This is a genomic window from Glycomyces paridis (genome assembly GCF_004912155.1).
Lineage (GTDB): Bacteria > Actinomycetota > Actinomycetes > Mycobacteriales > Micromonosporaceae > Glycomyces > Glycomyces paridis.
Window position 1 is genome coordinate 97,701 of the sequence record NZ_STGX01000016.1, and the last position, 21,145, is coordinate 118,845.

The 21,145-nt window shown below is 71.0% G+C and carries 28 protein-coding genes and 1 pseudogene; 16 read left to right on the top strand and 13 right to left on the bottom strand.

The genetic code is table 11. The features are described 5' to 3' along the window. Positions 1–116 precede the first annotated feature (116 nt). From E9998_RS19965 to E9998_RS20000, 8 genes are read left to right on the top strand one after another with little or no spacing between them, the layout of a single operon-like run. A complete protein-coding gene (locus tag E9998_RS19965) occupies positions 117–2,333 on the top strand; it encodes a phage tail protein (protein WP_136531459.1) in 2,217 nt (738 codons plus the stop codon). After that, the gene (locus tag E9998_RS26855) at positions 2,330–3,772 is read left to right on the top strand and encodes a hypothetical protein (protein ID WP_136531460.1); all 1,443 of its coding nucleotides are present in this window, start codon (positions 2,330–2,332) and stop codon (positions 3,770–3,772) included. The genes E9998_RS19965 and E9998_RS26855 overlap by 4 nt, the downstream gene beginning before the upstream one ends. After that, entirely contained in the window at positions 3,773–6,166 is a 2,394-nt protein-coding gene (locus tag E9998_RS19975; RefSeq protein ID WP_136531461.1) for a DUF5047 domain-containing protein, read from the top strand. Further along, positions 6,166–6,990 (top strand): hypothetical protein, encoded by an 825-nt coding sequence (locus E9998_RS19980; RefSeq protein ID WP_136531462.1) that lies wholly within the window; start codon positions 6,166–6,168, stop codon positions 6,988–6,990. Before E9998_RS19975 ends, E9998_RS19980 begins: the two co-directional genes overlap by 1 nt. A 12-nt stretch (positions 6,991–7,002) precedes the next feature. After that, positions 7,003–7,575: a hypothetical protein gene (locus E9998_RS19985; RefSeq protein WP_136531463.1), complete on the top strand. Its 573-nt coding sequence runs from the start codon at positions 7,003–7,005 to the stop codon at positions 7,573–7,575. A gap of 52 nt (positions 7,576–7,627) precedes the next feature. Further along, the gene (locus tag E9998_RS25960) at positions 7,628–8,464 is read left to right on the top strand and encodes a peptidoglycan-binding domain-containing protein (RefSeq protein WP_204745554.1); all 837 of its coding nucleotides are present in this window, start codon (positions 7,628–7,630) and stop codon (positions 8,462–8,464) included. Next, on the top strand, positions 8,464–8,712 hold the full coding sequence (locus tag E9998_RS19995) for a hypothetical protein (protein WP_136531464.1): 249 nt from the start codon (positions 8,464–8,466) through the stop codon (positions 8,710–8,712). Before E9998_RS25960 ends, E9998_RS19995 begins: the two co-directional genes overlap by 1 nt. A 10-nt stretch (positions 8,713–8,722) precedes the next feature. Next, positions 8,723–8,962, top strand: a complete 240-nt coding sequence (locus E9998_RS20000) for a hypothetical protein (protein WP_136531465.1) — start codon at positions 8,723–8,725, stop codon at positions 8,960–8,962. A 46-nt stretch (positions 8,963–9,008) separates the two neighbouring features. On the opposite strand, the gene E9998_RS25495 is transcribed toward E9998_RS20000, so the two are convergent. Continuing rightward, positions 9,009–9,164, bottom strand: a complete 156-nt coding sequence (locus E9998_RS25495; protein WP_158299890.1) for a hypothetical protein — start codon at positions 9,162–9,164, stop codon at positions 9,009–9,011. A gap of 72 nt (positions 9,165–9,236) precedes the next feature. Here E9998_RS25495 and E9998_RS25500 point away from each other — a divergent pair, with 72 nt between their 5' ends. After that, complete coding sequence (locus E9998_RS25500) at positions 9,237–9,374, top strand: hypothetical protein (RefSeq protein ID WP_158299891.1); 138 nt, start codon at positions 9,237–9,239, stop codon at positions 9,372–9,374. A gap of 145 nt (positions 9,375–9,519) precedes the next feature. On the opposite strand, the gene E9998_RS20005 is transcribed toward E9998_RS25500, so the two are convergent. Then, positions 9,520–9,750 carry a hypothetical protein gene (locus E9998_RS20005; RefSeq protein WP_136531466.1) on the bottom strand — a complete coding sequence of 77 codons (231 nt, stop codon included), beginning with the start codon at positions 9,748–9,750 and terminating at the stop codon, positions 9,520–9,522. 49 nt (positions 9,751–9,799) lie between these two features. Further along, a complete protein-coding gene (locus E9998_RS20010; protein ID WP_136531467.1) occupies positions 9,800–10,321 on the bottom strand; it encodes a hypothetical protein in 522 nt (173 codons plus the stop codon). A gap of 52 nt (positions 10,322–10,373) precedes the next feature. On the opposite strand from E9998_RS20010, the gene E9998_RS20015 reads away from it, so the two are divergent. Next, entirely contained in the window at positions 10,374–10,601 is a 228-nt protein-coding gene (locus tag E9998_RS20015) for a helix-turn-helix domain-containing protein (RefSeq protein ID WP_136531468.1), read from the top strand. Here E9998_RS20015 and E9998_RS25505 read toward each other — a convergent pair. The 4 genes from E9998_RS25505 to E9998_RS20030 all read right to left on the bottom strand — a co-directional run bounded on the left by E9998_RS25505 (position 10,598) and on the right by E9998_RS20030 (position 12,105). Continuing rightward, the gene (locus E9998_RS25505) at positions 10,598–10,756 is read right to left on the bottom strand and encodes a hypothetical protein (RefSeq protein ID WP_158299892.1); all 159 of its coding nucleotides are present in this window, start codon (positions 10,754–10,756) and stop codon (positions 10,598–10,600) included. The two genes, E9998_RS20015 and E9998_RS25505, sit on opposite strands and share 4 nt — an antisense overlap. Beyond that, positions 10,756–11,118: a PCC domain-containing protein gene (locus E9998_RS20020; protein WP_204745555.1), complete on the bottom strand. Its 363-nt coding sequence runs from the start codon at positions 11,116–11,118 to the stop codon at positions 10,756–10,758. Before E9998_RS20020 ends, E9998_RS25505 begins: the two co-directional genes overlap by 1 nt. Next, on the bottom strand, positions 11,102–11,833 hold the full coding sequence (locus E9998_RS20025; RefSeq protein WP_136531469.1) for a helix-turn-helix domain-containing protein: 732 nt from the start codon (positions 11,831–11,833) through the stop codon (positions 11,102–11,104). Before E9998_RS20025 ends, E9998_RS20020 begins: the two co-directional genes overlap by 17 nt. A gap of 89 nt (positions 11,834–11,922) precedes the next feature. After that, positions 11,923–12,105, bottom strand: a complete 183-nt coding sequence (locus E9998_RS20030) for a hypothetical protein (protein WP_136531470.1) — start codon at positions 12,103–12,105, stop codon at positions 11,923–11,925. 85 nt (positions 12,106–12,190) lie between these two features. On the opposite strand from E9998_RS20030, the gene E9998_RS20035 reads away from it, so the two are divergent. From E9998_RS20035 to E9998_RS20050, 4 genes and pseudogenes are all read left to right on the top strand, one after another. Further along, positions 12,191–12,475, top strand: coding sequence for a hypothetical protein (locus E9998_RS20035; RefSeq protein ID WP_136531471.1), 285 nt, complete (start codon positions 12,191–12,193; stop codon positions 12,473–12,475). Beyond that, a complete protein-coding gene (locus tag E9998_RS20040; RefSeq protein WP_136531472.1) occupies positions 12,472–12,714 on the top strand; it encodes a hypothetical protein in 243 nt (80 codons plus the stop codon). Before E9998_RS20035 ends, E9998_RS20040 begins: the two co-directional genes overlap by 4 nt. Before the next feature lie 421 nt (positions 12,715–13,135). Then, a pseudogene (locus tag E9998_RS20045) lies at positions 13,136–13,318 on the top strand (SCO4848 family membrane protein); the annotation flags it as partial. 148 nt (positions 13,319–13,466) lie between these two features. Then, complete coding sequence (locus tag E9998_RS20050; protein ID WP_136531473.1) at positions 13,467–14,267, top strand: nucleotidyltransferase domain-containing protein; 801 nt, start codon at positions 13,467–13,469, stop codon at positions 14,265–14,267. On the opposite strand, the gene E9998_RS20055 is transcribed toward E9998_RS20050, so the two are convergent. After that, the gene (locus E9998_RS20055; protein ID WP_136531474.1) at positions 14,264–15,190 is read right to left on the bottom strand and encodes an aminoglycoside phosphotransferase family protein; all 927 of its coding nucleotides are present in this window, start codon (positions 15,188–15,190) and stop codon (positions 14,264–14,266) included. The two genes, E9998_RS20050 and E9998_RS20055, sit on opposite strands and share 4 nt — an antisense overlap. 68 nt (positions 15,191–15,258) lie before the next feature. After that, positions 15,259–15,930, bottom strand: a complete 672-nt coding sequence (locus E9998_RS20060) for an SDR family oxidoreductase (RefSeq protein ID WP_136531475.1) — start codon at positions 15,928–15,930, stop codon at positions 15,259–15,261. Between the two features lie 255 nt (positions 15,931–16,185). Between E9998_RS20060 and E9998_RS20065 the strand changes: the two genes are divergently transcribed. Both E9998_RS20065 and E9998_RS20070 read left to right on the top strand, forming a co-directional pair. Then, a complete protein-coding gene (locus E9998_RS20065; RefSeq protein WP_158299894.1) occupies positions 16,186–16,968 on the top strand; it encodes a class I SAM-dependent methyltransferase in 783 nt (260 codons plus the stop codon). Next, a complete protein-coding gene (locus E9998_RS20070; protein WP_136531477.1) occupies positions 16,965–17,513 on the top strand; it encodes an AAA family ATPase in 549 nt (182 codons plus the stop codon). The genes E9998_RS20065 and E9998_RS20070 overlap by 4 nt, the downstream gene beginning before the upstream one ends. Here E9998_RS20070 and E9998_RS20075 read toward each other — a convergent pair. The 4 genes from E9998_RS20075 to E9998_RS20085 form a co-directional block, all read right to left on the bottom strand. Further along, positions 17,510–18,319 (bottom strand): HAD family hydrolase, encoded by an 810-nt coding sequence (locus E9998_RS20075; RefSeq protein WP_158299895.1) that lies wholly within the window; start codon positions 18,317–18,319, stop codon positions 17,510–17,512. The genes E9998_RS20070 and E9998_RS20075 overlap by 4 nt on opposite strands. A gap of 47 nt (positions 18,320–18,366) precedes the next feature. After that, complete coding sequence (locus E9998_RS25510) at positions 18,367–18,603, bottom strand: lipopolysaccharide assembly protein LapA domain-containing protein (RefSeq protein WP_158299896.1); 237 nt, start codon at positions 18,601–18,603, stop codon at positions 18,367–18,369. A 125-nt stretch (positions 18,604–18,728) separates the two neighbouring features. After that, positions 18,729–20,081: a M14 family zinc carboxypeptidase gene (locus tag E9998_RS20080; RefSeq protein WP_136531479.1), complete on the bottom strand. Its 1,353-nt coding sequence runs from the start codon at positions 20,079–20,081 to the stop codon at positions 18,729–18,731. A gap of 199 nt (positions 20,082–20,280) precedes the next feature. Beyond that, positions 20,281–21,135, bottom strand: coding sequence for an HAD family hydrolase (locus E9998_RS20085; RefSeq protein WP_136531480.1), 855 nt, complete (start codon positions 21,133–21,135; stop codon positions 20,281–20,283). Between the last annotated feature and the right edge of the window lie 10 nt (positions 21,136–21,145).

Below are 21,145 nucleotides of genomic sequence, written 5' to 3' on the forward strand. Positions count from 1 at the left end.
CGCCTCGCAGGGCTATTGACCTGCGAGTGCAGGCTCCAACGCAAGCTGAAACCCCCTGAGAAGACCGCCAAGACACCGTCCATGCCGAGCCGCGGCCGCCGCAGATAGGGGGGCCGATGTCTCTCAATCTGGGCGAGCTCCACGCGATCATCGACGCCGACGACAGGGGTTTCCACCGCACCATCGGGCGCGTCAACGACTCGCTCGGCGACACGTCGAAGCGGATGCAGGTCATCGCGAAGATGTCCATGTTCGCGACCATGGCGACCGGCGCCGCAGGTGCTGCCAGCGCGATCGGGCCGCTCCTGGGTCTCGTGTCGACGCTCGCGACCGCGACCGCGGGCCTCGGCGTCGCCATCCCCGCCTTTGCGGGCGGCGGCGCTGCGGCGATCGGCACGCTCACCCTCGCATTCCAGGGCTTGGGTGATGCGATCGCGGGCGACGAGGACGCCCTGGAGGAGCTCACCGGCCCCGCCAGGGAGTTCGTCGGTGTCGTCGAGGACTTGAAGCCCGCGTGGGAGGGCGTCCTGGACGCCGTCCAGGCGACGTTCTTCGAACACCTCGCGACCATCTTCGACCGGGTCGCCGGGAACGTCTTGCCGCACCTCGAATCGGGGCTCGTCCATGTAGCGGACGGGCTCTCCGAAGTCGCCGCCGCCGCTCTGGATGCCGCCGACCTCCCTGAGGTCCTCAAGGGGCTCGACGCGGTCATGGAAGGCACCGGCGACGGCCTCTCGGCTATGGCCGAGGGCGTCTCCGGGTGGGCAAGGGGCCTCGGCATCCTCATGGGTGAGGGCGCGCCGCTCCTCGAACGCGCTGGCATCGCCGCAGCGAACCTCGGCGAGAAGTTCGGCGACTGGGTCGCTCAAGCCGCCGAAACCGGCAAGCTCCAAGACCTCATCGAGTCGATGCTCGACACGTTCCAGACGCTCGGGTCGATCGTCGCGAACGTCGGCTCCATCCTCGGATCGGTGCTGTCGGCGGCGAACGAGACCGGCGGCGGCCTCCTGGGCACCATCGAGACCCTCACCGGCCGCCTCGCAGAATTCCTCGCCTCCACCGAGGGGCAGGAAGGCCTGTCGACGTTCTTCGCCGCACTCGCCGCCGTCGCGGACGCCGTCATCCCGATCGTGCTCTCCCTCGCGGAGACCTTCGGGACCGTCCTCGCGCCCAAAATCGCTGAAATCGCCGAGAACATCGGCCCCAGTCTCGCCGTCGTGGCCGACAACATCGGCGAGGCCCTCTCGCGGATCGACGTCGGCACGGTCGCCTCCGCGCTCGGGGAGTTCCTGGAGGTCGCGAGCCTCATCCTGATCCCGCTCGCTGAGCTCTTGGGGTTCCTGCTGGAACTCTCGCCGGTCCTGCTGCCGATCGCGGGCATCGTCCTCGCGATCGTCGGGGCCCTCAAGGCCTACCAGGCGGTCATCCTCATCGCCACGATCGCGCAGTGGGCGTGGAACGCGGCCCTGTACGCCAACCCCATCGTGTGGATCATCGCCGCGGTCATCGCCCTGATCGCGATCATCGTGCTCCTGGTCGTGTACTGGGACGAGGTCGTCGCGGCCCTGAAGGTCGCCTGGGACTGGCTGATCGCGCAGTTCGTCAACGGCAAGGACATGATCGTCACCGCCATCGAGTGGATTGTGGACACGTTCGTCGGCATGCGGGATCAGGCCGTCGCCGCGATCACCGATTTCCTGACGAAGTTCAACGACTGGGTCGACGGCGTTCTCGACGCCATCCAGGGCATGGGCGGCATCCCCGGGAAAATCGCGGGCTGGATCCAGGACGCGAAGGACAACGCGATCGATCGATTCCAGTCGATGATCGAGTGGATCAAGGACGTCCCGGGGAAAGTGATGGACGCCCTCGGCGACCTCGGATCGCTGCTCAAGAACGCCGGCAAGGACATCATCCAGGGCCTCCTCGACGGGATCCAGGACAAGTTCGGCGAGGTCCAAGACATGCTCGGCGAGCTCACCTCCAAGTTGCCCGACTGGAAAGGCCCCGAGCAGGTCGACCGGAAAATCCTCGGCCCCGCCGGGGAGATGGTCATCGGCGGATTCGTTGACGGCCTCGAACGCGCCATTCCCTCCGTGCAGCGGGCCCTGTCCGGGCTCACCTCCGACATCGGACTGCAAGTCGACGGCGCCGCCGCACCCTCCCCGACCGGCCCGACGTTCGTGGTCGACGTCGGCGACATCAACCTCAACCAGGCCGTGCAGGTCGAGCTGGACGGGCAGGTGCTCGACGCCCGGATCGTCGGCACCGTCAACCGGCAGGCCCGGCAGCAGCGCCGCGCCGTCATGGCCGGGACGGGAGGCAACCTGTGACCCTCGCACTGACCTACCTGGACGACCTCTCGCGGGTCCGCATCGAGGGAACCTCCCTCGCCGAGGGCACGATCACCGTGGAGCGCAGCTTGAACGGGCTCCTGTGGGAGACCGTGCGCGGGGGCGCCGCGGTCGAGATCGGCCCCGGCGGGACGTTCCAGCTCGACGACTACGAATTCGCCCCCGGCCTCGAATCCACGTACCGCATCCGCGGCGCCGTCGAAGAGACCCTGTCGGCACCCTCCGCAGACCAGGTTTTCGGCGACCCGTGGATCGTCCCCGCCGGCATCCGGACCCTCACCGGCCGCATCACCGGCGCGGGCGGCGACTCCCTCGTCTCGGGCACCCTCGCGTGCACTGGCGCGGGCGGTGGCGCCTGGTGCGAGTCCGAGCACGACGTCACCCCCGGCGAGACCCTCCACATCATCGTCGGCCAAGCCACCTACGCAGGCACCGTCCACGGCCGCTACTCCGCGCTCATCCGCGACTCCACGATCCTCCAGCTCGCCCCTGGCGGCTCCGGCGTCACCATCGCCAACACGCCCGGCGCTGGCGGTGTGGCCACGGCACCGGCGATCGGCGACGACGTGCACGCCGGCGGCGCTGGCGCCGCCCGCCAGTCCTCCACGACGGCGGGCGGCGGCGGCGGCTCCTCCGCGTCCCCGGCAGGGAACGGCGTCGCAGGCTCGGCCGGTGCCTCTGGTATCGGCGGCGCTGGCGGTGTCGCACCTACGGGCGGCGGGAACGGCGGCGCTGGCGGCAACACCGGCGCTTCCGGGCTTAACGGCGTCACCCCGGGCGGTGGCGGTGGCGGGCGTGGCGGCGGCTCCGCAGTCCCCGTGGCCGGGCTCGGCGCGCACGGCGAAGTGGTGCTCCTGTCGTGGCCGTTCGGCACCGCCGAGGACGCGACGATCACGCCGGTCGTGACCCGAGTGTGGCTGTGCAACATCCGCTATCCGCTGCTCAACCGGACCGTGTCGGTCGGTGACGTCAGCAGCGACTCCCGTGCCGCACGGGGCGGGACCTTCGAAATCAAGGGGAGGAGCGTCCCCGTGGTCGTCTCCGACCTCCGCTCCTCGCCTTCCTTCACGCTGACGCTGCGCACGGGCACCCTCGCAGAGGCCCGCGACCTCGACCTCTCCTTGGCGGTCGGGAACGAGTTCTACCTTCAGGTCCCGCCGGACGGCCAGGTCCCTGGCGGGTACGTCGCAATCGGCAACACCACCATGAACCGCTTCGGATCGGTTTCGACGCGACGCCGGTGGGACCTGCCGTGCCGGATCGCCGCCGCCCCCGCACCCGAGGTGCTCCCGGCGACGCTCACCTGGGCGACGGTCCTCGCGACGTACGGGTCGTGGCAGGCCGTCCTGGCCGCGAACCCGACCTGGGCTGACCTCCTCGCCACGGTCGGTTCCCCTGAGGACCTGGTGGTCCTGTAGATGGCGGTCGTCGGCTCCAACATGATCGTCGGCGACCCGACACCCACGGGCGCGAAGTTCACGGCGAAGGTCGCGACCGGCCCGGTCCGGATCGCGGTCTCGACGTCCCCCGCGATGCTCTCCCCGGTCTACACCGCCTCGGCATCCGTCGACGCCGACGCCTTCGCCACCGTGGCGATCTCCGGCCTCGACCCCGAGACCCGCTACTACTGGCAGGTCGAAGACAACGGGGTCCTCGACACCGCCGCGACCGGGCAGTTCCCCACCGCCCCGCCCGAAGGCACCCTCTCGACGTTCACGTTCGGCATCTCCTCGTGCGGCGGGTCCGGGCCGGACTACCCCGGCGTCGGCGCCGTCCTCGCCGCCTCCCGAATCTCGAACGCCCCGATCTACGGCACGGTCGCTGACCGCGCGGTCGCCGAAAACTGGGCGTTCTGGTCCTCCCTCGGCGACGAGTTCTACTACGACCTCGGCAGCGGGTCCCACGGGATCGTCGGCGGCACCTCGCTCGCGAACTACAAGCGCGGCCACGACGACGTCCTCTTGCAGCCCAACCGGGCCAAGCTCATGCGGAGCGTGCCGTTCCTCGTCCAGAAAGATGACCACGACGGCGGCAGCAACGACCACGACGGCACCCTGGTCGGGCTGCGGAACTTCAACACCGCCATCCGCTCTCGACGCCCGAACCCCGCTTACGGCGACGCGGCCTCGGACGGCGGCACGTACTACGCGCACGAGTACGGCGGCATCCTCTTCATCTCCTCGGACACCAGGACGTTCCGCACCCCGAACGGCGCCACCGACGACGCCTCCAAGACCATGCTCGGCTCCGACCAGAAGGCGTGGATGCGCTCGGTCCTGGAGTCCTCCACGGCGTACGCGTTCTGCTGGCTCATGCCGAGCCAGTGGATCGGCGCGCAGGCCGATTCGTGGGCGTCCTACCAGACCGAGCAAGGCGAGCTGCTGGGGATGCTCGCGGAGACGGGCTGGATCGACCGGATGTGGATGGTCCAGGGCGACCGCCACTCGCTCGCGATCGACACCGGCACCCACTCGGGGTTCCCGGTGCTCATGGCCTCCGGGCTCGACAGTGCCCCCCTCGCGATGCAGGCCAGCCTGTTCGACACCGGGCCCGACTATCCAGGCCGCGAGCTGTACGGCACGGTCACGGTCACCGACCTCGGCGACGCCATCGGCATCCGCCTCGCCGGCTACGAAGGCTTGACCCTGTGGGGCGAGTACTCCTTCGAGATCGCGCTGCCGCCGGCACCGCCGGTCCCGCCCGCGACCCTCCAGGCCCTCACCTCCGGCAGCCATACGGCCCTGTTCGAGGCGCGCCTCGTCACTCCCGGGCAGACCGGGGACGACCCCGAGGGCGAGACCATCGACCTCCTCGGCGGTGACGTCCAGTACGACGCGACGGCCGACATCTACGCGAACGCGTCCGTGTCGCTGGCGGGCGAGTGGCCTAGGCGCGCAACCGATCCCCTCGCACCGTACGGGGCGAGGGAGCTGTTCCTTCGTCGCGGCATCGCCACGGGGGACGGCGACGTGTGGGTGAGCCTCGGGTATTTCCGGCTCAACAGCACGGGCGAGGACGACGTCACCGCCTCCGGGCAGGTGCCGATCGCGCTCACCTGCCCCGACCGCATGGCCGCGATCATCGACGACCGCTTCATGGCGCCGCGGCAGCTTGCGGCGGGGCGGACGGTCGGCGCGGTGATCCGCGACCTCGTCACCGAGACCATGCCCAGCGCGGTCGTGGACTTCGATGACGAGTTCGAGTTTGCGACGTTGGCGCGCAGCGTGATCGGGCAGGAGTCCCGCCTGGAGCTGCTGCGCGACATCTGCAAAGCAGGGGCGAAGGTCATGCACTTCGGCGGCGACGGCAGGCTGAAAGTGCGGTCGCTCCCGGGCGTGGAGGCGCCGCTGTGGGACATCGCCGCAGGCGAGCACGGCGTCCTCATCAAAGCATCCAGGAAGCTCACCAGGGAACGCGTCTACAACGTCATCGTCGTCCGGTCCTCGGGCGCCGACATGAACGCACCCGTGCAGGCGATCGTCGCCGACATGGACCCCACCAGCCCCACCTACGTGAACGGGCCCTTCGGGCGCGTGCCGCGCTTCTACACATCGCCGCTGCTCACGACCGCCGCGCAGTGCCATGACGCCGGAGTCGCGCTGCTCTCACAATCCCTCGGGATGCCCTACAACGCCTCCCTCACGGCCATCTGCAACCCCGCGATCCGGCCCTGGGACACCGCCCGCGTCACCTACCCCACCGGGGACCGGGAGGTTCACATCATGCAGTCCGTGACCGTCCCCCTCGACGCCGCAACCGCGCTCACTGGGGCGACACGCGAGCAGACCCGCACCCTGATCGGAGCTTACTGATGACCGACGACCTCTCGGACCTGTCCATGCCGCACTGGTCCGACGGCGCCGCCCCGCGCCCGGGCCTGCACCTGCGCGGCGCGACCGTCGAGTACGACCAGGCGACCGTCGTCGAGTGGAACCCGGACACTGGCGAGAACGTGATCAGGTACCGCGGCGACGACTTCCCCAACGTGCCCATGATCGGGTCCACGGACATCCTCGTCACGCAACCAGGCGACCAAGTCGCCGTCATGACCTCCACGCCCGCGGGCGGCGCCGGGTCGATGTGGATCACCGGCCGCATCGTCGTCCCCGGCACCCCCGAGGCCGCCCGCTCGATCGAGTTCATGACCTCGGCGATCGCGCAGGAGATCTCCGCCGCCGTGTTCGCCGAACGGATCAAATCAGACGCCGACCCTGACCTGGCGACCCGCAACGCCACCACATTCGGCGACCCCGAGGTGGGGAGTGCGGGCCCGGCGGTCACGGGCGTGTCGATCGTGTCCGGTACCGCCATCGTCATCATGGGCTGCAACCTCAAGGCCGCCTCAGACGAAACCGACGGCTCGGTATTTTCTGCCGGCTACGTGGGCTTCGAAATATCCGGGGCCACCTCCGTCCCGGCCACGGAACCGACCTCGTCCATGTGGTCCCTTGTGCGCAAGACCGGCACGATCACCACCGACGAGTCCATCGAGATCCTGTCCACCTTCACGTCCGTGCAGCGCGTGACCGGCCTCAACCCGGGCCTGCACGACTTCTCACTCAAGTACAGGCGCCTCGCTGGCGCGGGCGAGCCGATGGAGTGCGCCGCCCGGACTCTCGTCGTCATCGGACTCTGAGGAGGCTCTCTCGTGCCCGGCTACACCCGCAACAAGCTCATCCCGTTCTCCCTCCCGGGGGAGGCCCCGGACGACCCCGCGCAGTCCCGCGATCGCGCCGAGGCGATCGATGCGGCCATGGTCGCCCAGGACGCCGAGATTGCGGCCCTGGAGGCGCAACTGGTCCCGGCCGAGGCGAGCGTGATCCTACTGGGCGACCAGTCCACTACCTCCTCGGCGTCGACCAGGTTGCAGTTCAACACGACCGAATACGACGACTCGTCGATGTGGAACGGGACCCTCTTCCAGATGGAGATCACCGGAGCGACCGCCGGGACCTACAACATCACCGCGCAGGTCTGCTGGGCCACTAACGCCTCCGGACACAGGGCATTCAACCTCATGGTCTCCGGCGCCCGCAAGGCCGCGCCGCTGATGCTCCCGGCGTCGTCGCTCGCGACCCGCGTCGGTATCTCCCGGAACTTCCGCCTCGTCGCAGGCGACACGGTCTACGTCGAGTCCTACCAGTCTTCCGGCGGCGCCCTCAACACGACCGGCTCGACGACGAACAACACGTTTTTGAGCCTCGCCCGGCTCCACCCCTGAGCTACTCGACCCACCGGCCCGGCCTCGCCGTGCCCAACACCAGGAGGACCCCATGACCCGCGCACCCGCGTCCATCAAGAAGGCGCAGACGTACCTGCACGACACGACCGGCCTGCCGTGGGTGTCCCTCGGCATCGTCGGCGACGAGGACCACGACGGCGGCTACCACTGCGGTGAGGACCGCGTGGACTCGGACGACTACTCCGTCGACGAGTCCTCGCGCGACAAGCGCGGCCTGTCCGACTACGCCTCCGCGCTCGACGTCGGTAACTTCGCCGACCTCCGCGAGTTCTCGAAGTGGCTCGTCGCCGAGTGCGAGGCCGGCGCCGCAGATACCGAGGACATCCGCGAGGTCATCTACTCGCCGGACGGTAAGACCGTGAAGCGCTGGGACCGCCTCGGCAAGCGCTCCTCGGGCGACTCGTCCCACAAGTCGCACACGCACATCTCCTACTTCCGCGACTCCTCTGGCCGCGACAAGGTCGGGCTGTTCCGCCGGTTCTTCAAGAAGACGCCGAGGCCCTCCACGCCGAGCGCGCCGAAGCCCTCCAAGCCTTCCACTTCGAAGGCCCCGACGCCGCACTACGACTTCCCGCTGGGGTCTGGCCGGTACTTTGGCCCCAAGGGCGGCCCGGACGCGAGCGTGTCGGGCTACTACGGCCGCCGCTTCAAGGGCGAGACGGACCGGACCTGGCTCCAGCGCTGGGGGAGCCAGATGGGCAAGCGCGGCTGGAACCTCCGCAAGCACCTCCCGTCCGGGAACGACGGCTACTACGGCCCCGAGTACCGAGGCCTCGTCAAGGCCTTCCAGAAGGACCAGGGCCTCCTCGTGGACGGCAAGCTGGGCCCGCGCACCTGGCGGGCCGCGTTCGAGAACCCGGTGACCTGATGGGCTCCGACGAGGACACCGGCACGATCCGGCTCGACCTCGCCCGACTCGAAGGCAAGTTGGACGTTGCGATCACCGGGCAGGGCGCCGAGATCCGCGACCTCCGCAAGGACGTCGACGACCACGAGAGCCGCCTCCGCACCGAGGAGCAGCGCCCGAGAGTCACCCCGAAGCACCTGTACGCGGGCCTGTCAACGGCAGTCTTGCTCCTGACCGGCGCCGCCTACCTCATCAAGTTCTTCCAGTAGGAGCAACGCCATGACCCAGATCCTCAGCCTCGTCCAGAGGCTCCTCACCCTCATCCCCAAGAAGTGGCGCGGCACCGTGTTCGCCGTGTCCGTACTCGCCCTGGTCGCGTTCGCGGTCCTCGACGCCTACAACGTCGGCCCGGTCGACGGCTGGATCGCCCACGCCGCGAGGGTCGCGGGCATCGCCGCCGGCGTCATCGCGCTGGCGAACCTCCGCGACCCCGGCGAGGGCGATCCCGACGACAAGTAGTCCCGAGCACGAGTTCGCCCCGCCCCGCAGTGATGCGGGGTGGGGCCTATCGCTGCGCCCGCTCCTGCTCGGCGAGGTACCGCTCCAGCGCGAGCATCACCAGGCCCGAGGTCGGCATCCGCCGCTCGCGTGCGTACGCCTCGGCGCGCCGCCACAGCTCCAGGTCGTCGGCCCTGATGTAGATCGACACTTGCTTGCCCACGTCACTCACCCCTGACACGATGATGCCGGTACAGGCCTGTACAGGTCCGAGGATTCGCGATATCGTCCACACGTGAATATCGCTCAGACCGAGGAGACCTGCGGGTTCTGCGAGGACGAGGAATGCGTCTGCGACCTGCCCGACACCCCCGAGCACGTGTGCGGGATCTGTATGCACTCGGACGTGCCCTGCATCGACGAGGACTTCTAGACGTACTGACGCCCCCACCTGCCTCGCGGCGGGTGGGGGCGTTTCGTTGTGTCTCAGGCGCGTGAGCGTCGGTCGGCGGTGGCGCCGGAGGTTCGCCTCCGGCGAGGATCGCAACCGATCCGTGGTCTCCCCGGGGTCCTGGTGGCTACTGGTCGACGGCGGTGGCGTGGAGGTCTTCGGTGAGCTCGAGCTCGGCGGTCCCGGCAGAGTCCAGGGCGCCGCGGTCTTGCGCGCCGTAGAGCACGGACCGGTAGGCGAGTGCGGCGGCGCGGGCGGCGTCGAGGGCGTCGGCGTGCCGTTCGGCAAGCGCCTCGTAGTCGGCGGCGATCTGGTCGCGCTCAGCCTGGATGCGCTCGATGAGCTGGTCGTACTGCATGGGGGCGTCTCCTCAGGTGGTGGGCCCCGGTTGTCCGGGGCCCTGTCGGTTAGTCGGTGTAGGTGCCGGAGGGGATGAGCCCAGCCTGGCCGAGCTGGTCCACGATGTCGCCCTCCCAGCCGCACTCCATCCAGACCGGGCCGTCGGCCTCGGTCCAGCCCTCGCAGGCCGCCACGATCGCGTCCCGGTAGACCTGGCGGGCCTCCTCCTCCGATCCGCACACCTGGTAGACCTGGGAGTCGATGTCGCCGGTGTCGCGGTGGTACAGCCACACGCCTCGGATCAGCTTGTAGCAGTGGGTCCAGTGCTCGCCGCGCCCCTCGAACTCGCCGCCTTCGCCGCCGTCTCCGTCGCCGGCGACGTACTCCCACAGGTCCTCGGCGGTTTCGGCCTCCGGGAAAACATCCTCGATGGCGCGGCGCTGGAGGGACTCGGCCACGGCGCCGGCGTTGCCGATGGCGAGGGCCTGGGTGATGAGGTGGGCGGCGGCCTCGTCGCGGTCGATGCCCTGGGCGGCGGCGTAGGTGTCGAGGGAGGCGGTGAGTTCGGCGGGGAGGTTGATGCTGCTCATGCCATCAATATTACAGGGTACCCTGTAGGTGTCAATAGGGTACCCTGTAAAAATGAGCGACAACTTCGAACGCCTCCCCCTTGCCGAGGCCGACCAGCAGTACCGCGCCGCAATCGAAACACACCGCACCGCCATGTCCACGCTCGGCAAGGCCCGCGCCTCCCGCATCGCCGCAGAGGTCGCCGCCCGTGGCCGCACAGGCGTCGCCGAGGTCGCCGCCGAGCTCGGGCTCTCCGAGTCCGCCGTCCGCCGCCTCCTCGTCGAGGCACGCAAGACCTAGTCCCCCCGGCACACCCAGCACGTCTCCCAGTCCTCCGGCGGCGTCGACTCCTCCAGCCAGGACACGTCCCCGAGGTCGGTGACCGCGACAACCCCGAGGCCGCCGCAGTCCACGCAGTCCTCCGAACCGGGTCGCGGGGGTGGGCGCCAGTCCATCACGGGGCCTCCGGCGCCCGCTCGACCTCGGTCACGTAGGCGTGCACGAAGAAGGTCTCGATGTGGGCTGCGTGGAGGTGGCCGGCCACTGCCACGTCCCCCTCGATCCCGCACGTGACGTGCAGGTGCAGCGGCGCCACCTCGATCGTCGGCCGCCACTCGCCCGTTCCGGTCAGTTCACCGGGCTGGGAGTAGGTGGTCTCGATGTCCTTCAGGACGTCGTCGGCCGCCATGTTCGAGATGGTGAACCGGTCAACCCCGCCGACCAGGGTGATCCCCGCGTCCTTGACGCCGCGGCGGGACAGCTCCCGGGTCAGCTCCTCCACCAGCTCCCCGCCGGTGATCTCAATCCGAAACGTCACGTAGTGCTCCTGTCATCGCGAGGGCCATGGCCCTGAGTACCTCTCTGGACTGCTCGGTGCGCATCGCCTGCGCGATCGCGCCCGAGTGCTCGGTGTCGGCCAGCAGCCACGCCGCGCACCACCTGGCGCCCGCGTCCGCGCCGTTAGACAGCTCGCCCACCATCGCTGTGGGGTCGGCGCCGACCCTGGCGGTGACGGCCTGGAGGTACAGCTCCCGCGCATCGGGGTCCCGCCCGAGTGCCAGGGCGACGTCGTCGGCGAGCTCCGGTGATCCCGTCTTGGCGAGGATGCCCGCGGCGTTCACCCTCAGGACCGGGTCGCTGCCGTCGTTGAGCCAGCCGAGGAGCTGCGCGACGCTCTTCGTCTCGCGGACGGCGAGGCGCTGGATCGCGTGGTCCACAGCGTGAGTCGTCTGCACCGTGGCTAGGGGCGCGTCGTCGCCGGCGGCGATCGTTGCATACATGTCGCGCGCCATGGAGGCCTCCCCGGTGGTGACGACGAGGGAGCCGAGAGAGATCGCGGCAGCGGCGAGGAGGTGGCGGCGGTGCATGGAGAGGGCTTTCTCGTAGGCGGCCATCACGACCGGGCTGGCGGTCCGCCTGCCTACCTCGACGTTGTGGAGGTGGCCTCGGGAGACGTGCCCGATCGCGGCGACGTCGCCGAGCGACATCCCGGCGGCCACCCTACTCTGCCGCAGCAGATCCCCGACGCCCATAGCCCGCCCCCAGGTGAATACAGGTGAATACACGCGCCGCCTTCACGCGGCGAGACGTGTGTCTCAGACTACAGACATGGGCGGGCAGGTCACGTCCCCGGTTTAGCGGGGTCGCTGGTCTCCTGCTCGGAGAGGTACTGCTCCAGCGCGAGCATCACGAGGCCGCTCGCCGGCATCCGCCGCTCGCGTGCGTACGCCTCGGCGCGCCGCCACAGGTCGAGGTCGGCCGCACGAATGTAAATAGACACTTGCTTGCCCACTGGATCGCTCACCTCTGACACGATCATGCCTGTACTGGCCTGTACAGGTCCGAGGATTCGCGATACCGTCAGGACTCGCTCACAGAAAGGACCGGACATGGACCCGATCAGTCCACCCGTGCTGGCCCAACCACAGGCGCGGCTCCTCGCCCCTGGCGTCGTCTTCGCGTGGCGCGGCGAGCACATGGAGGCCGTCAGGGCCTCGGGCCTGTCCGGGCTCATCTGGGTCCTGCGCGGACGAGGTGACCGGCACCCGGTCGCGACCGTCTGCCGCGGCCAGATCACGACGACCGAGCACATGCCGCTCACGCCCGGCGAGGCCGCGAGCCTCCTCGACGCCGTCCAGGCCGTCGAGTTCCCGCCCAAACGAGCGATGCCGTGAGCGCCACCAGGGTGTACTTGCGCGAGAAGGGCGGCCCCGCAGTCCCGTACACGGCCCTGATCGGGCGGGAGGAGACCCTCGTCCGCTACCAGTCGGTCATCGACCCCGCGAGGCACTTCGACGTCGTGCGCGTCCCGCACCGCGGCGACCTGGAGTGGTTGGGCGAATGGCACCGCTCCTGGTCCGACGAGGCCCGGGACCGCTTCATCGCCGATGTTCGCGCGCTGCCCCACGACTGACCCCTTCGAGGGCCGCCGCTGCTCGACGCGGCGGCCCTCCCTCAGACGGCCGTACTGGAACTCGGCGGCCGCGTCTGCGCCCCGATGGCGCAGGCACCCTCCCGGCCGGTCCCTGGCAGACCGGGCCGGTCGGGAGGTAACACGATCGGGTGACTATCAGCCCCGAAAACGATCTTGACCGGCTACGACCAGGGAGAGACCTCTCCACGAACGCCCCGCTCCGGCGGGGCAGCGGCCCGGCGGAGACCTGGGGGTCAATCCGCCGGGCCGCCTCCCCCGTACGGCCGATACCCGCCAGGCCTGGCGGGGCGCACACTCGGTGTCTGGCCCCTCGGGGCTGGGACAGGGCCGCCGCCCGGCGCAATACGGGCGGCGGTTTGGCGTCTACCTGCGCCTTTAGATGCGGATCTAGCTGACCCCGATCACGTTCGTGAAGAACCTGTTCGCCGACGTCAGCGGCCTGGCGTTCGAGGATTCGGGCGACCCGACGACGTACTTCTGGATCCACCTGACGCTCGCCGTGGTCTCCTTCGGACTCGGCACGGCCATCGGCGTCATCGGTGCCCGGGGGCTGCTCGCGTTGCGCGCGAAGCGCGGCGAGTGAATCCTGAAAGGACCGATCGACTCATGTGCGACTCACGCCCGAGTCGGCAATCCGACCCGGTGTCAGGGGCCGGTCCGCAAGGCCCGGAACGGGCATGCGGCGCCGCAATCCGCTGGCAACCGGGCACGCGGAGTGGCAGGCTGACGCGATGACCGCACCGCTGACCCACACCGAGCACGGCGACGCGGCCGACGCGCGCGACGGCGAGATCCTGCGCACCGAGGCCGGGTCCGAAGTGCACGGCCTCGCCCTCCCCGGCACCGCCGACCACGACGAGCTCGGCGTGTTCGTCGAACCGCCCGAACGAGTGATCGGCATGGCCGGCGCCCTCGACCACTACGTGTGGCGGACCCGGCCCGAAGGCCACCGCTCGCAGCACGGCGACACCGACCTGGTCATGTACTCGCTGCGCAAGTACCTGCGCCTGGCGACGGCCGGGAACCCGACCGTGCTGCTCCCGCTGTTCGCCCCCGAGTCCTCGGTGCTGGCGTCGAGCGCGCTCGGCGGGGAGCTGCGCGGAATGGCCGGGACGTTCCTGACTCTGCGCGCGGTCGAGCGGTTCCTCGGCTACCTCGACGGGCAGGTGCAGCGGCTGGTGAACGACGACCCCAAGCTGCCGAACCGGCCGGAGCTGGTGGCCGCGTACGGATACGACGTCAAGTACGCCTCGCACGCGCTGCGACTCGGGCTCCAGGGATTGGAGATCGCCGAGCGCGGCACGCTGACGCTCCCGATGCCCGAGGCCGACCGCGAGCGAGTCCTGAACGTGAAGACCGGCGGCGTCGCCGACATGGGCGAAGTGCTCGCCGAGATCGCGAAGGTCCGCGCCGCGACGGCCGAGGCCGCGCAGTCGAACCCGGCGGGTCTGGCGGCGGAGCCCGACCTCGACCGGATCTCGGCGTGGTCGGTGGACGCGCACCGGCGGCACTGGGAGTTGCGGGGACTCTAGGCCTCTTCGAGGAGGCGCATCCGCTCGGCGGCGTGGTCGCGGTGGCGGTCCTCGGGGGTGTCGGCGAGGTGGTCGGCGAAGCGCAGGAGGGCCCACGCCTTGACGCGTTCGGCGTCGGCGCCGAGCTCCTCGGCGACGGCCCGCAGGAGGGCGGTGCCGCTGTGCGGTCCGTTGAGCTGCTGCTCGAACAGGAAGTAGCCGCCGTCGAAGGCGCGTTCGGCGAGGTAGGGCTTGGGGTCGATGACGAGCCAGGGTTCGCGTTCGGCCGAGACGATGTTGCTCAGGTGGGTGTCGCGGTTGCCGATGCCGAGTTCGGGGCCGTCGTCGAGGGCGTCGCAGCGGTCCAGGGCCTCGCGCAGGCGGGCCGCGCCGAGGCGGCGGCGCGTCTCGGCGTCCGCGTCGGTGTAGTCGGCCCGCCAGCCGTCGAGCATCTCTGTGGCACTGGGCAGTTCGGGGTAGCCCTCGGGGATCGCGGCGGGGCGCCAGAGGCGGCGGTAGAGGCCGCAGGCGATGCCGACGCGGCGCCAGGCCGACTCGGGGGTCTTGTGTCCGAAGAAGCGGGTCGACTTGAGACGGTTGCCGGGCAGTGCCAGCTCCATGAGCATCGCCCCGGTCTCGGGGTCGTACTCGTACAGGCGCACCGCGCCGTCGCCGTCGTAGCAGCGCAGCGCGGTGGGCTCGGCCCGGTTCTCGCCGTCGCGGCAGGCGACCTTGAGGACGGCCCGCTCGCCGTCGGCGCGGCGAACCGGCACGACGTACGAGTGGCTGCCGCCGCCGTACGGGGGGCCGTCGAGGCGCAGCGACCACTGCCGGGCCAGGCTCCACACCGTCCGGGGGAGGTCGTCGAGCCACTCCTGCCCGGCGGGGCCGAACCAGGCGACCACGTCGCGCCTTACCGAGGAGGGAACCACACCGAATCGCATCGGTACAGTATCGAGCACTGCGGAATGCTCATGCCATCCGCATGCGCGGCAAGCGGTCGGAGCGGCTCTCAGGCGAGAGCGGCGACGGCGGCCACAATGGTCGCGTCGCCGCCGCGCAGTTCGAGGACGCGGCGGGCCACCGCCGGGTTGCGCAGCAGCTCGGCGAGGACGGCGGCCACGTCGGCCCTGGTGACGGCGCCGCGGCCCACGGGCGGTTCGGCGAGTTCGACCGCGTCGGTGGGCGGGTCGTCGGTGAGGCTGCCGGGGCGCAGGATGACCCAGTCGAGGTCCCTGGCGCGCAGGTCGTCCTCGGCGGCGGTCTTGGCGGCGAGGTAGGCGGCCCAGACCTCGTCCCGGGCGGGGTCGGGCTCGGTGCCCGCGCCCATCGTGGAGATCTGGAGGAACCGGCGCACGCCCGCGCGCTCGGCGGCGTCGGCCAGGAGGACCGAGGCCGCCCGGTCCACGGTGTCCTTGCGGGCGGCGCCGGAGCCGGGTCCGGCCCCCGCCGCGAAGACGACCGCGTCGACCGCGGCGTCGGTCTCGGAGGCGAGCAGGCCCCCGAGGTGCTCGGCGTCGGCCCGCTCCAGGTCGAGGACGATGGGGCGGCCGCCGATCGCGGCCAGGTCCTCGGCGTGGTCGGGATTGCGGATGAGCCCGGTGACCGAATGCCCTTCGGCCGCCAGGATCTCGGTCAGGCGCAGCGCGATCTGCCCGTGCCCTCCGGCGATGACGACATGCATGCGACCCACCCTAGCCCGGGTCCGGCGGCGGCGGGCCGCTTGCGCGCACAGGGACGGAAACGAGAGGGGCGGTCGCGTCGGCCGGCGTTGCGGGGAAAAGGAAACGGCGGAATGCGGGCCGCGTTCGCGGTGCGGCCGAGGGCAAGCGGTGTCTTGCCGTTCGCGACCGGGTGCGCTAGCGTAGGCGCTCCGTTCGCGGCGGCCTCGGCCGCCGCGTCAGGCGAGGGCGCCGCGGCGCCGCTTGGAGGACAGCGTATGGCGATCGACGGCAAGGGCGTGATGGAGAACTACGCCCACACCGGGAACCTTCAGTCCCGCATCGACATCTACCGGTACCGGACCCCCGCGTTCGACCCGGTCGACGCCGCGGTCGAGCTGCTCCCCCGGTCGGGGCTCGGGCTGGTCCTCGACGTGGGCGCCGGGACCGGGCGCTACACCCACCGCCTGAGGGCCCTGCACCCAGAGGCCGCGGTCGTCGCGGTCGACCGGTCGCCGGGAATGCTCACCGAGGTCGAAGCGCCCGTGATGACCGCCGACGCGCGATCACTGCCGTATCCCGACGACGCCGCCGACGCGGTGCTGGCGATGCACATGCTCTACCACGTCCCCGACATCCCCAAGGCCGTCGCCGAACTCCGCAGGGTGCTCAAGCCCGGCGGCACCTGCCTCGTCTCCACCAACGCCGCGCGCGACATGGGCGCGATGTCGCAGCTGTGGGAGCGGGTGGCGCGCGAAGCGCTGGGCCCCGACGGCTACCGCTTCGGCAGCGCCATCGAGAACTTCGACTCCGACAGCGCCCCCGCGCTCCTGCGGGCCTCCTTCGACTCGGTCGAGGTGTTCCGCCACCAGGGAACCGTCGCCGTGCCCGAACCGGCCCCGATCCTGGCGTTCTTCGACTCGCTGCGGACCTGGGTCAGCGCCGGGGACGACGTGTTCGACGCGATCCTGGAAGACGCCGCCCGCGACCTCGACGGCCACTTCGCCGAGCACGCGACGTTCGACTTCCCCAAGACCACGGTCCTGTACCGCTGCAAGTGAGAGCACCGCGGCTCGTCCACCTCAACGGCGCCCCGGCGGCCGGCAAGTCGACGCTCGCGCGCCGCTACGCCGAGGACCACCCGTTCGCGCTGGTCCTCGACCTCGACCACCTGCGCCGGACGCTCGGTCGCTGGAGGGACGACCCGGGCGGCGCGGGCCTCCTCGCCCGCTCGGCCGCACTCGCGGCCGCGAGCGTGCACTTGGCGGCCGGGTACGACGTGGTGGTCCCCCAGCTCACGGCCCGGATCTCGTTCGTCGAGCGGATGGCCGCGACGGCGGCGGGGGCCGGGGCCCGGTTCGCGGAGGTGCACCTGCGCATCGGGGAGGCGGAGTCCTTGCGGCGCTTCGCCGACCGCACCCGCGCCGCCGCCGAACCGGTCCATGTGGACGCCGCGGAGACCCTGGAGGGCGGCGAGGACGCGCTGCGCGGCTTCCACGCGAAGGTGGTCGCCTTCGCCGCGACCCGCCCGGGAACGATCACGGTGGACAGTCTTGCCGGGGACGTCGAGGGCACGTACCGCGCGCTCGTCGCCGCGCTCGGCTAGGCCGTTCCCAGCAAGGTCTCGATCGCCCGGGCCACGCCGTCCTCGGCGGCGTCCTCGGCCCGGTCGGTCGCGGCGGCGACCGCTTCGGGGTGGGCGCGGCCCATCGCGAAGGAGCGTCCGGCCCAGGCCAACATGCTCACATCGTTCGGCATGTCGCCGAAGGCGACCGCGTCGGCCGGGCCGATGCCGCGCTCGGCGCACCAGGCCGCCAGCGCGGCGCCCTTGTTCGCTTCGGCGGCGGTGCATTCGATCTCGGGGAAGCTCCCCCAGTGCCAGAGGCTCACGCCGGGGGCCCGGATGTGGCGGGTGCGCTCGGACATGGCGGTGCCGGTGGAACCGGGGACGCGGACGATGAGTTCGGCGACGGCCTCGGCCGCGCCGATGAGGTCCTCATCGGGGTCGAGGAGGGTCCAGGGGTCGCCCAGGTGGACGCCTTCTTGGAGGGCCGGGGACTGGGCGATCTGGCGTTCGCCGGTCTCGACGGCGAAGACGGCGCCGGGCAGGGCGGCGCGGAGGCGCTCGTAGAGGTCGCGGGCGACGGGGGTCGGGATGGGGTGGCGCAGGTCGGCGGCCCTGGTGGCGGGGTCGTAGCGGATGGCGCCGGTGCAGCAGAGCGCGGCGTCGAGGACGCCGGCGAGTTCGGGGACGCGGTAGACCGCGCGGGGCGGGCGTGCGGTCACGGCGACGGTGAGGACGCCGTGCTCGCGGGCGGTCTGGAGGGCCTTCTGGTTGCGTTCGGAGAGCAGGCCGCCGGGGCCGAGCAGGGTTCCGTCGAGGTCGGTGGCGATCACCTTGGGGGTTGGCACCCCACGAGTATCGGGGGCGCCGCGCCTGCGCCGCAACCCGGTTGCGGTCAGCCCCGGCGTTTCGCGGAGCGGCGGCGCAGGAGGGCGCCGACGGCCCAGCCGGCGAGGAAGACCACGGTGATCATGATCCACATGGGCGTCTCGACCTTGACGAGCCAGAGTTTGACGCCCACGGTCTCGGTGTTGGCGAGGACGAACCAGACGGCGAGGGCGATGATGACGCCCGCGACGATGAGGCGGCGCAGGGCGGTGCCGCCCTTGCCTTCGGGTCCTTCTGCGGTCATGGCCGTCTCCTTCCGCCGGTGGGTGGTCCGGTCAGTATGGACGGGCGGGCCGCCGGGCGCGGGTGTACGCGGGATTCGGGCCCGGCCGCGGCGGACGCGGCCGGGCTGGTCGTTCGGACTGCGGTTCAGTCGGCGTAGGGTGCGGCGGCGGCTTGGGCCGCGGTCATGAGCGCACCCCGGTTCTCCGGCCACAGCGAGGCGTCGATGCAGGTGTAGGCGGGGAAGAAGCCGCCGCAGTCGCCGAAGTCGGGTCCGATCTCGAAGGTGAAGGCGGCGACGCCGAGTTCGCCGTACGCGAAGTCGTCGGTGGTGCCGCTGGTGCCGTAGCCGACGGTGTCATCGTTGGTGCCGACGAAGTAGCCGTTGGATTCGGCCATCGCGGCGCCGAGGTCTCTGAGGGCGGCGTCGTTGGGCGCCGGGTCGGCGGTGTATCCCCAGGGGACGATGATGTACTCGCCGTAGGAGTGCAGGGTGAGGAAGACGTCGCGGGCGTCGTCGGGGGCCGGGTCGGCGGGGTCGTCGCCGCGCTGGTCGGGGTGGAGGGCGCGCAGCCAGTCCTCGACGGCGGCGGTCTCGGGTTCGGAGGCGGGCGAGACGCCCTGGTAGGTCTCGGCGCAGGGGTAGGTGGCGTCGTCGCCCCAGGCGAAGCTGGAGTTGCGGTTGAGGTCGATGCCGAAGGCGTCGCCGCAGTTCCCGTCGCTGTCGTTGGCGTTCTTGCGTTGGAGGACGGGGTCGTCGCCGCCGGAGGCGACGATGTCGGCGCCGTCGGGGTTGGCGATCGGGACGACCCAGACTTCGGTGGTGTCGAGCAGGGCGGTGACCTCGGGGTCGGCGCCGTAGCTCGTGACGAGGTCGTCGATCCAGCGCAGGGCGATCTCGCCGGTGGCGATCTCGCGCGCGTGGATCTGGGCGATGAGGGAAAAGCGGGGTTTGGCGGAGCCGGGGTCGGTCTCGCAGTCGCCGTCGGCGATCTTGGTGACGCAGAGGGCGAGGAGGTCGTGGCCGCCTTCGCCCTGGGTCTTGAGCCAGGAGTCGCCGACGTCGTGGAGGCGGACGAGGTCGGGGTGGGCGGCGGCGACCTCGTCGAGGTGGGCTTCGACGGCTTCGACGGTGCGGTAGCCGCCGTAGTAGGTGCCCTCTTGGAGGGCGCTCGGGGCGTGCTCCTTGTAGACGGTGTCGTAGAAGGTCGGTTCGTGGCCGAGGGCGCGGAGGGCGTCGGCGACGGCGGCGTCGCCGAGGATGTGGGTCTGGTCCCCGTGCTGGTCGGCGATGTCGAAGCCGAGGCGTTGGAGTTCGGCGAGTTCGGCGGCGGTGAGGTCCTCGACGGCCCAGGTGACGGGGTCTGAGGCGGTGGAGTCGGAGGCGGCGGGGTCGGCGGTGGCCGGGTCGGCTTTGGCGCCGAGGGCGGCGGTCGCGGTGGCGGCCGCCATCACCCCCAGGGCGATGCCCGCGGTGGCGAGCCTTCGCTTCAGATGCATGTGTCCGTTCCTTTCTCGGTCCGCCGGGCGGGCGGGCCGAAGGGGAGGCCGAAGTGAGCGTAAGCCTCCATTCGCCCATCAATCCCTTGATTTGTCAACATATACGGACACATTGGACGAATGCTCGGGTTCGTTCGAGGGCGCGGCGACGGCCCGAACGGCGCGGACGCGGGCGCGGGCGGTTCGTTCGGGAGCGGGGTCAGGCGGCGGCCGCGGTGCCTTCGGCGGCTTCGGTCTCGTCGGCGCGGTCGTCGTCATCGGCGAGCAGGGCCTCGATGACCTGGGCCACGCCGTCCTCGGCGTTGGAGGCGGTCCGGTCGGTGGCGGCGGCGATCGCTTCGGGGTGGGCGTCGCCCATCGCGTAGGAGCGGGCGGCCCAGGAGAGCATGGGGGCGTCGTTCGGCATGTCGCCGAAGGCGACCACGGCGTCGGGGCCGAGGCGCCGCTCCTTGCACCAGTAGGCGAGGCCGAAGGCCTTGTCGGCGCCGCGGGCGTTGAAGTCGAGCATCCCGAAGTCGCCCCAGTGGCACATGGCGAGGCCGCCGAGGTCGGCGTCCGCGACGGCGGCGGCCATCTCCTCGCCGGTGCGCTCGGCGCAGTAGACCTTGAGCTTGACGGCCCGCTTGGCGCGCTTGAAGACGGTCTCGACGCCGTCCACGAACTCCCAGTTCGAGGGGCCCACGAGGGCCTGGTAGCGGGAGTCGCCGATGACGCCGGTGCCGGTCTCGACGGCGAAGAGCGCGTCGGGGAGGCGCTTGGCGATGGCGGCGGCGACCTTGCGGACCGAGCCGGTCCGGATCGAGCGCAGGATGCGGATGCGGCCGGTGGTGGGGTGGTAGAGGATCGCGCCGTTGGCGCAGATCGCGCCGTCGAGGAGTGGAATGAGGTCCGGCAGCATGTCGACGCCGTAGGAGGTGCGGGCGGTGACGGCCACGACCGACATGCCGTTGGCGCGGGCGGCGGCGAGGGCGTCGCGGGTCCTGGCGGAGAGTTCGCCGCCGGGCGCGAGGAGGGTGCCGTCCAGGTCGGAGGCGATCACACGGGGTTTGAGCACCGTTCAAGTA

Excerpts from the sequence above, each read along its gene's own strand:
- E9998_RS19965 (WP_136531459.1), top strand. The coding sequence starts at position 117 with ATGTCTCTCAATCTGGGCGAGCTCCACGCGATCATCGACGCCGACGAC.
- E9998_RS19975 (WP_136531461.1), top strand. The coding sequence starts at position 3,773 with ATGGCGGTCGTCGGCTCCAACATGATCGTCGGCGACCCGACACCCACG.
- E9998_RS19980 (WP_136531462.1), top strand. The coding sequence starts at position 6,166 with ATGACCGACGACCTCTCGGACCTGTCCATGCCGCACTGGTCCGACGGC.
- E9998_RS25960 (WP_204745554.1), top strand. The coding sequence starts at position 7,628 with ATGACCCGCGCACCCGCGTCCATCAAGAAGGCGCAGACGTACCTGCAC.
- E9998_RS19995 (WP_136531464.1), top strand. The coding sequence starts at position 8,464 with ATGGGCTCCGACGAGGACACCGGCACGATCCGGCTCGACCTCGCCCGA.
- E9998_RS20000 (WP_136531465.1), top strand. The coding sequence starts at position 8,723 with ATGACCCAGATCCTCAGCCTCGTCCAGAGGCTCCTCACCCTCATCCCC.
- E9998_RS20005 (WP_136531466.1), bottom strand. The coding sequence starts at position 9,750 with ATGCAGTACGACCAGCTCATCGAGCGCATCCAGGCTGAGCGCGACCAG.
- E9998_RS20010 (WP_136531467.1), bottom strand. The coding sequence starts at position 10,321 with ATGAGCAGCATCAACCTCCCCGCCGAACTCACCGCCTCCCTCGACACC.
- E9998_RS20015 (WP_136531468.1), top strand. The coding sequence starts at position 10,374 with ATGAGCGACAACTTCGAACGCCTCCCCCTTGCCGAGGCCGACCAGCAG.
- E9998_RS25505 (WP_158299892.1), bottom strand. The coding sequence starts at position 10,756 with ATGGACTGGCGCCCACCCCCGCGACCCGGTTCGGAGGACTGCGTGGAC.
- E9998_RS20025 (WP_136531469.1), bottom strand. The coding sequence starts at position 11,833 with ATGGGCGTCGGGGATCTGCTGCGGCAGAGTAGGGTGGCCGCCGGGATG.
- E9998_RS20035 (WP_136531471.1), top strand. The coding sequence starts at position 12,191 with ATGGACCCGATCAGTCCACCCGTGCTGGCCCAACCACAGGCGCGGCTC.
- E9998_RS20050 (WP_136531473.1), top strand. The coding sequence starts at position 13,467 with ATGACCGCACCGCTGACCCACACCGAGCACGGCGACGCGGCCGACGCG.
- E9998_RS20055 (WP_136531474.1), bottom strand. The coding sequence starts at position 15,190 with ATGCGATTCGGTGTGGTTCCCTCCTCGGTAAGGCGCGACGTGGTCGCC.
- E9998_RS20060 (WP_136531475.1), bottom strand. The coding sequence starts at position 15,930 with ATGCATGTCGTCATCGCCGGAGGGCACGGGCAGATCGCGCTGCGCCTG.
- E9998_RS20065 (WP_158299894.1), top strand. The coding sequence starts at position 16,186 with ATGGCGATCGACGGCAAGGGCGTGATGGAGAACTACGCCCACACCGGG.
- E9998_RS25510 (WP_158299896.1), bottom strand. The coding sequence starts at position 18,603 with ATGACCGCAGAAGGACCCGAAGGCAAGGGCGGCACCGCCCTGCGCCGC.
- E9998_RS20080 (WP_136531479.1), bottom strand. The coding sequence starts at position 20,081 with ATGCATCTGAAGCGAAGGCTCGCCACCGCGGGCATCGCCCTGGGGGTG.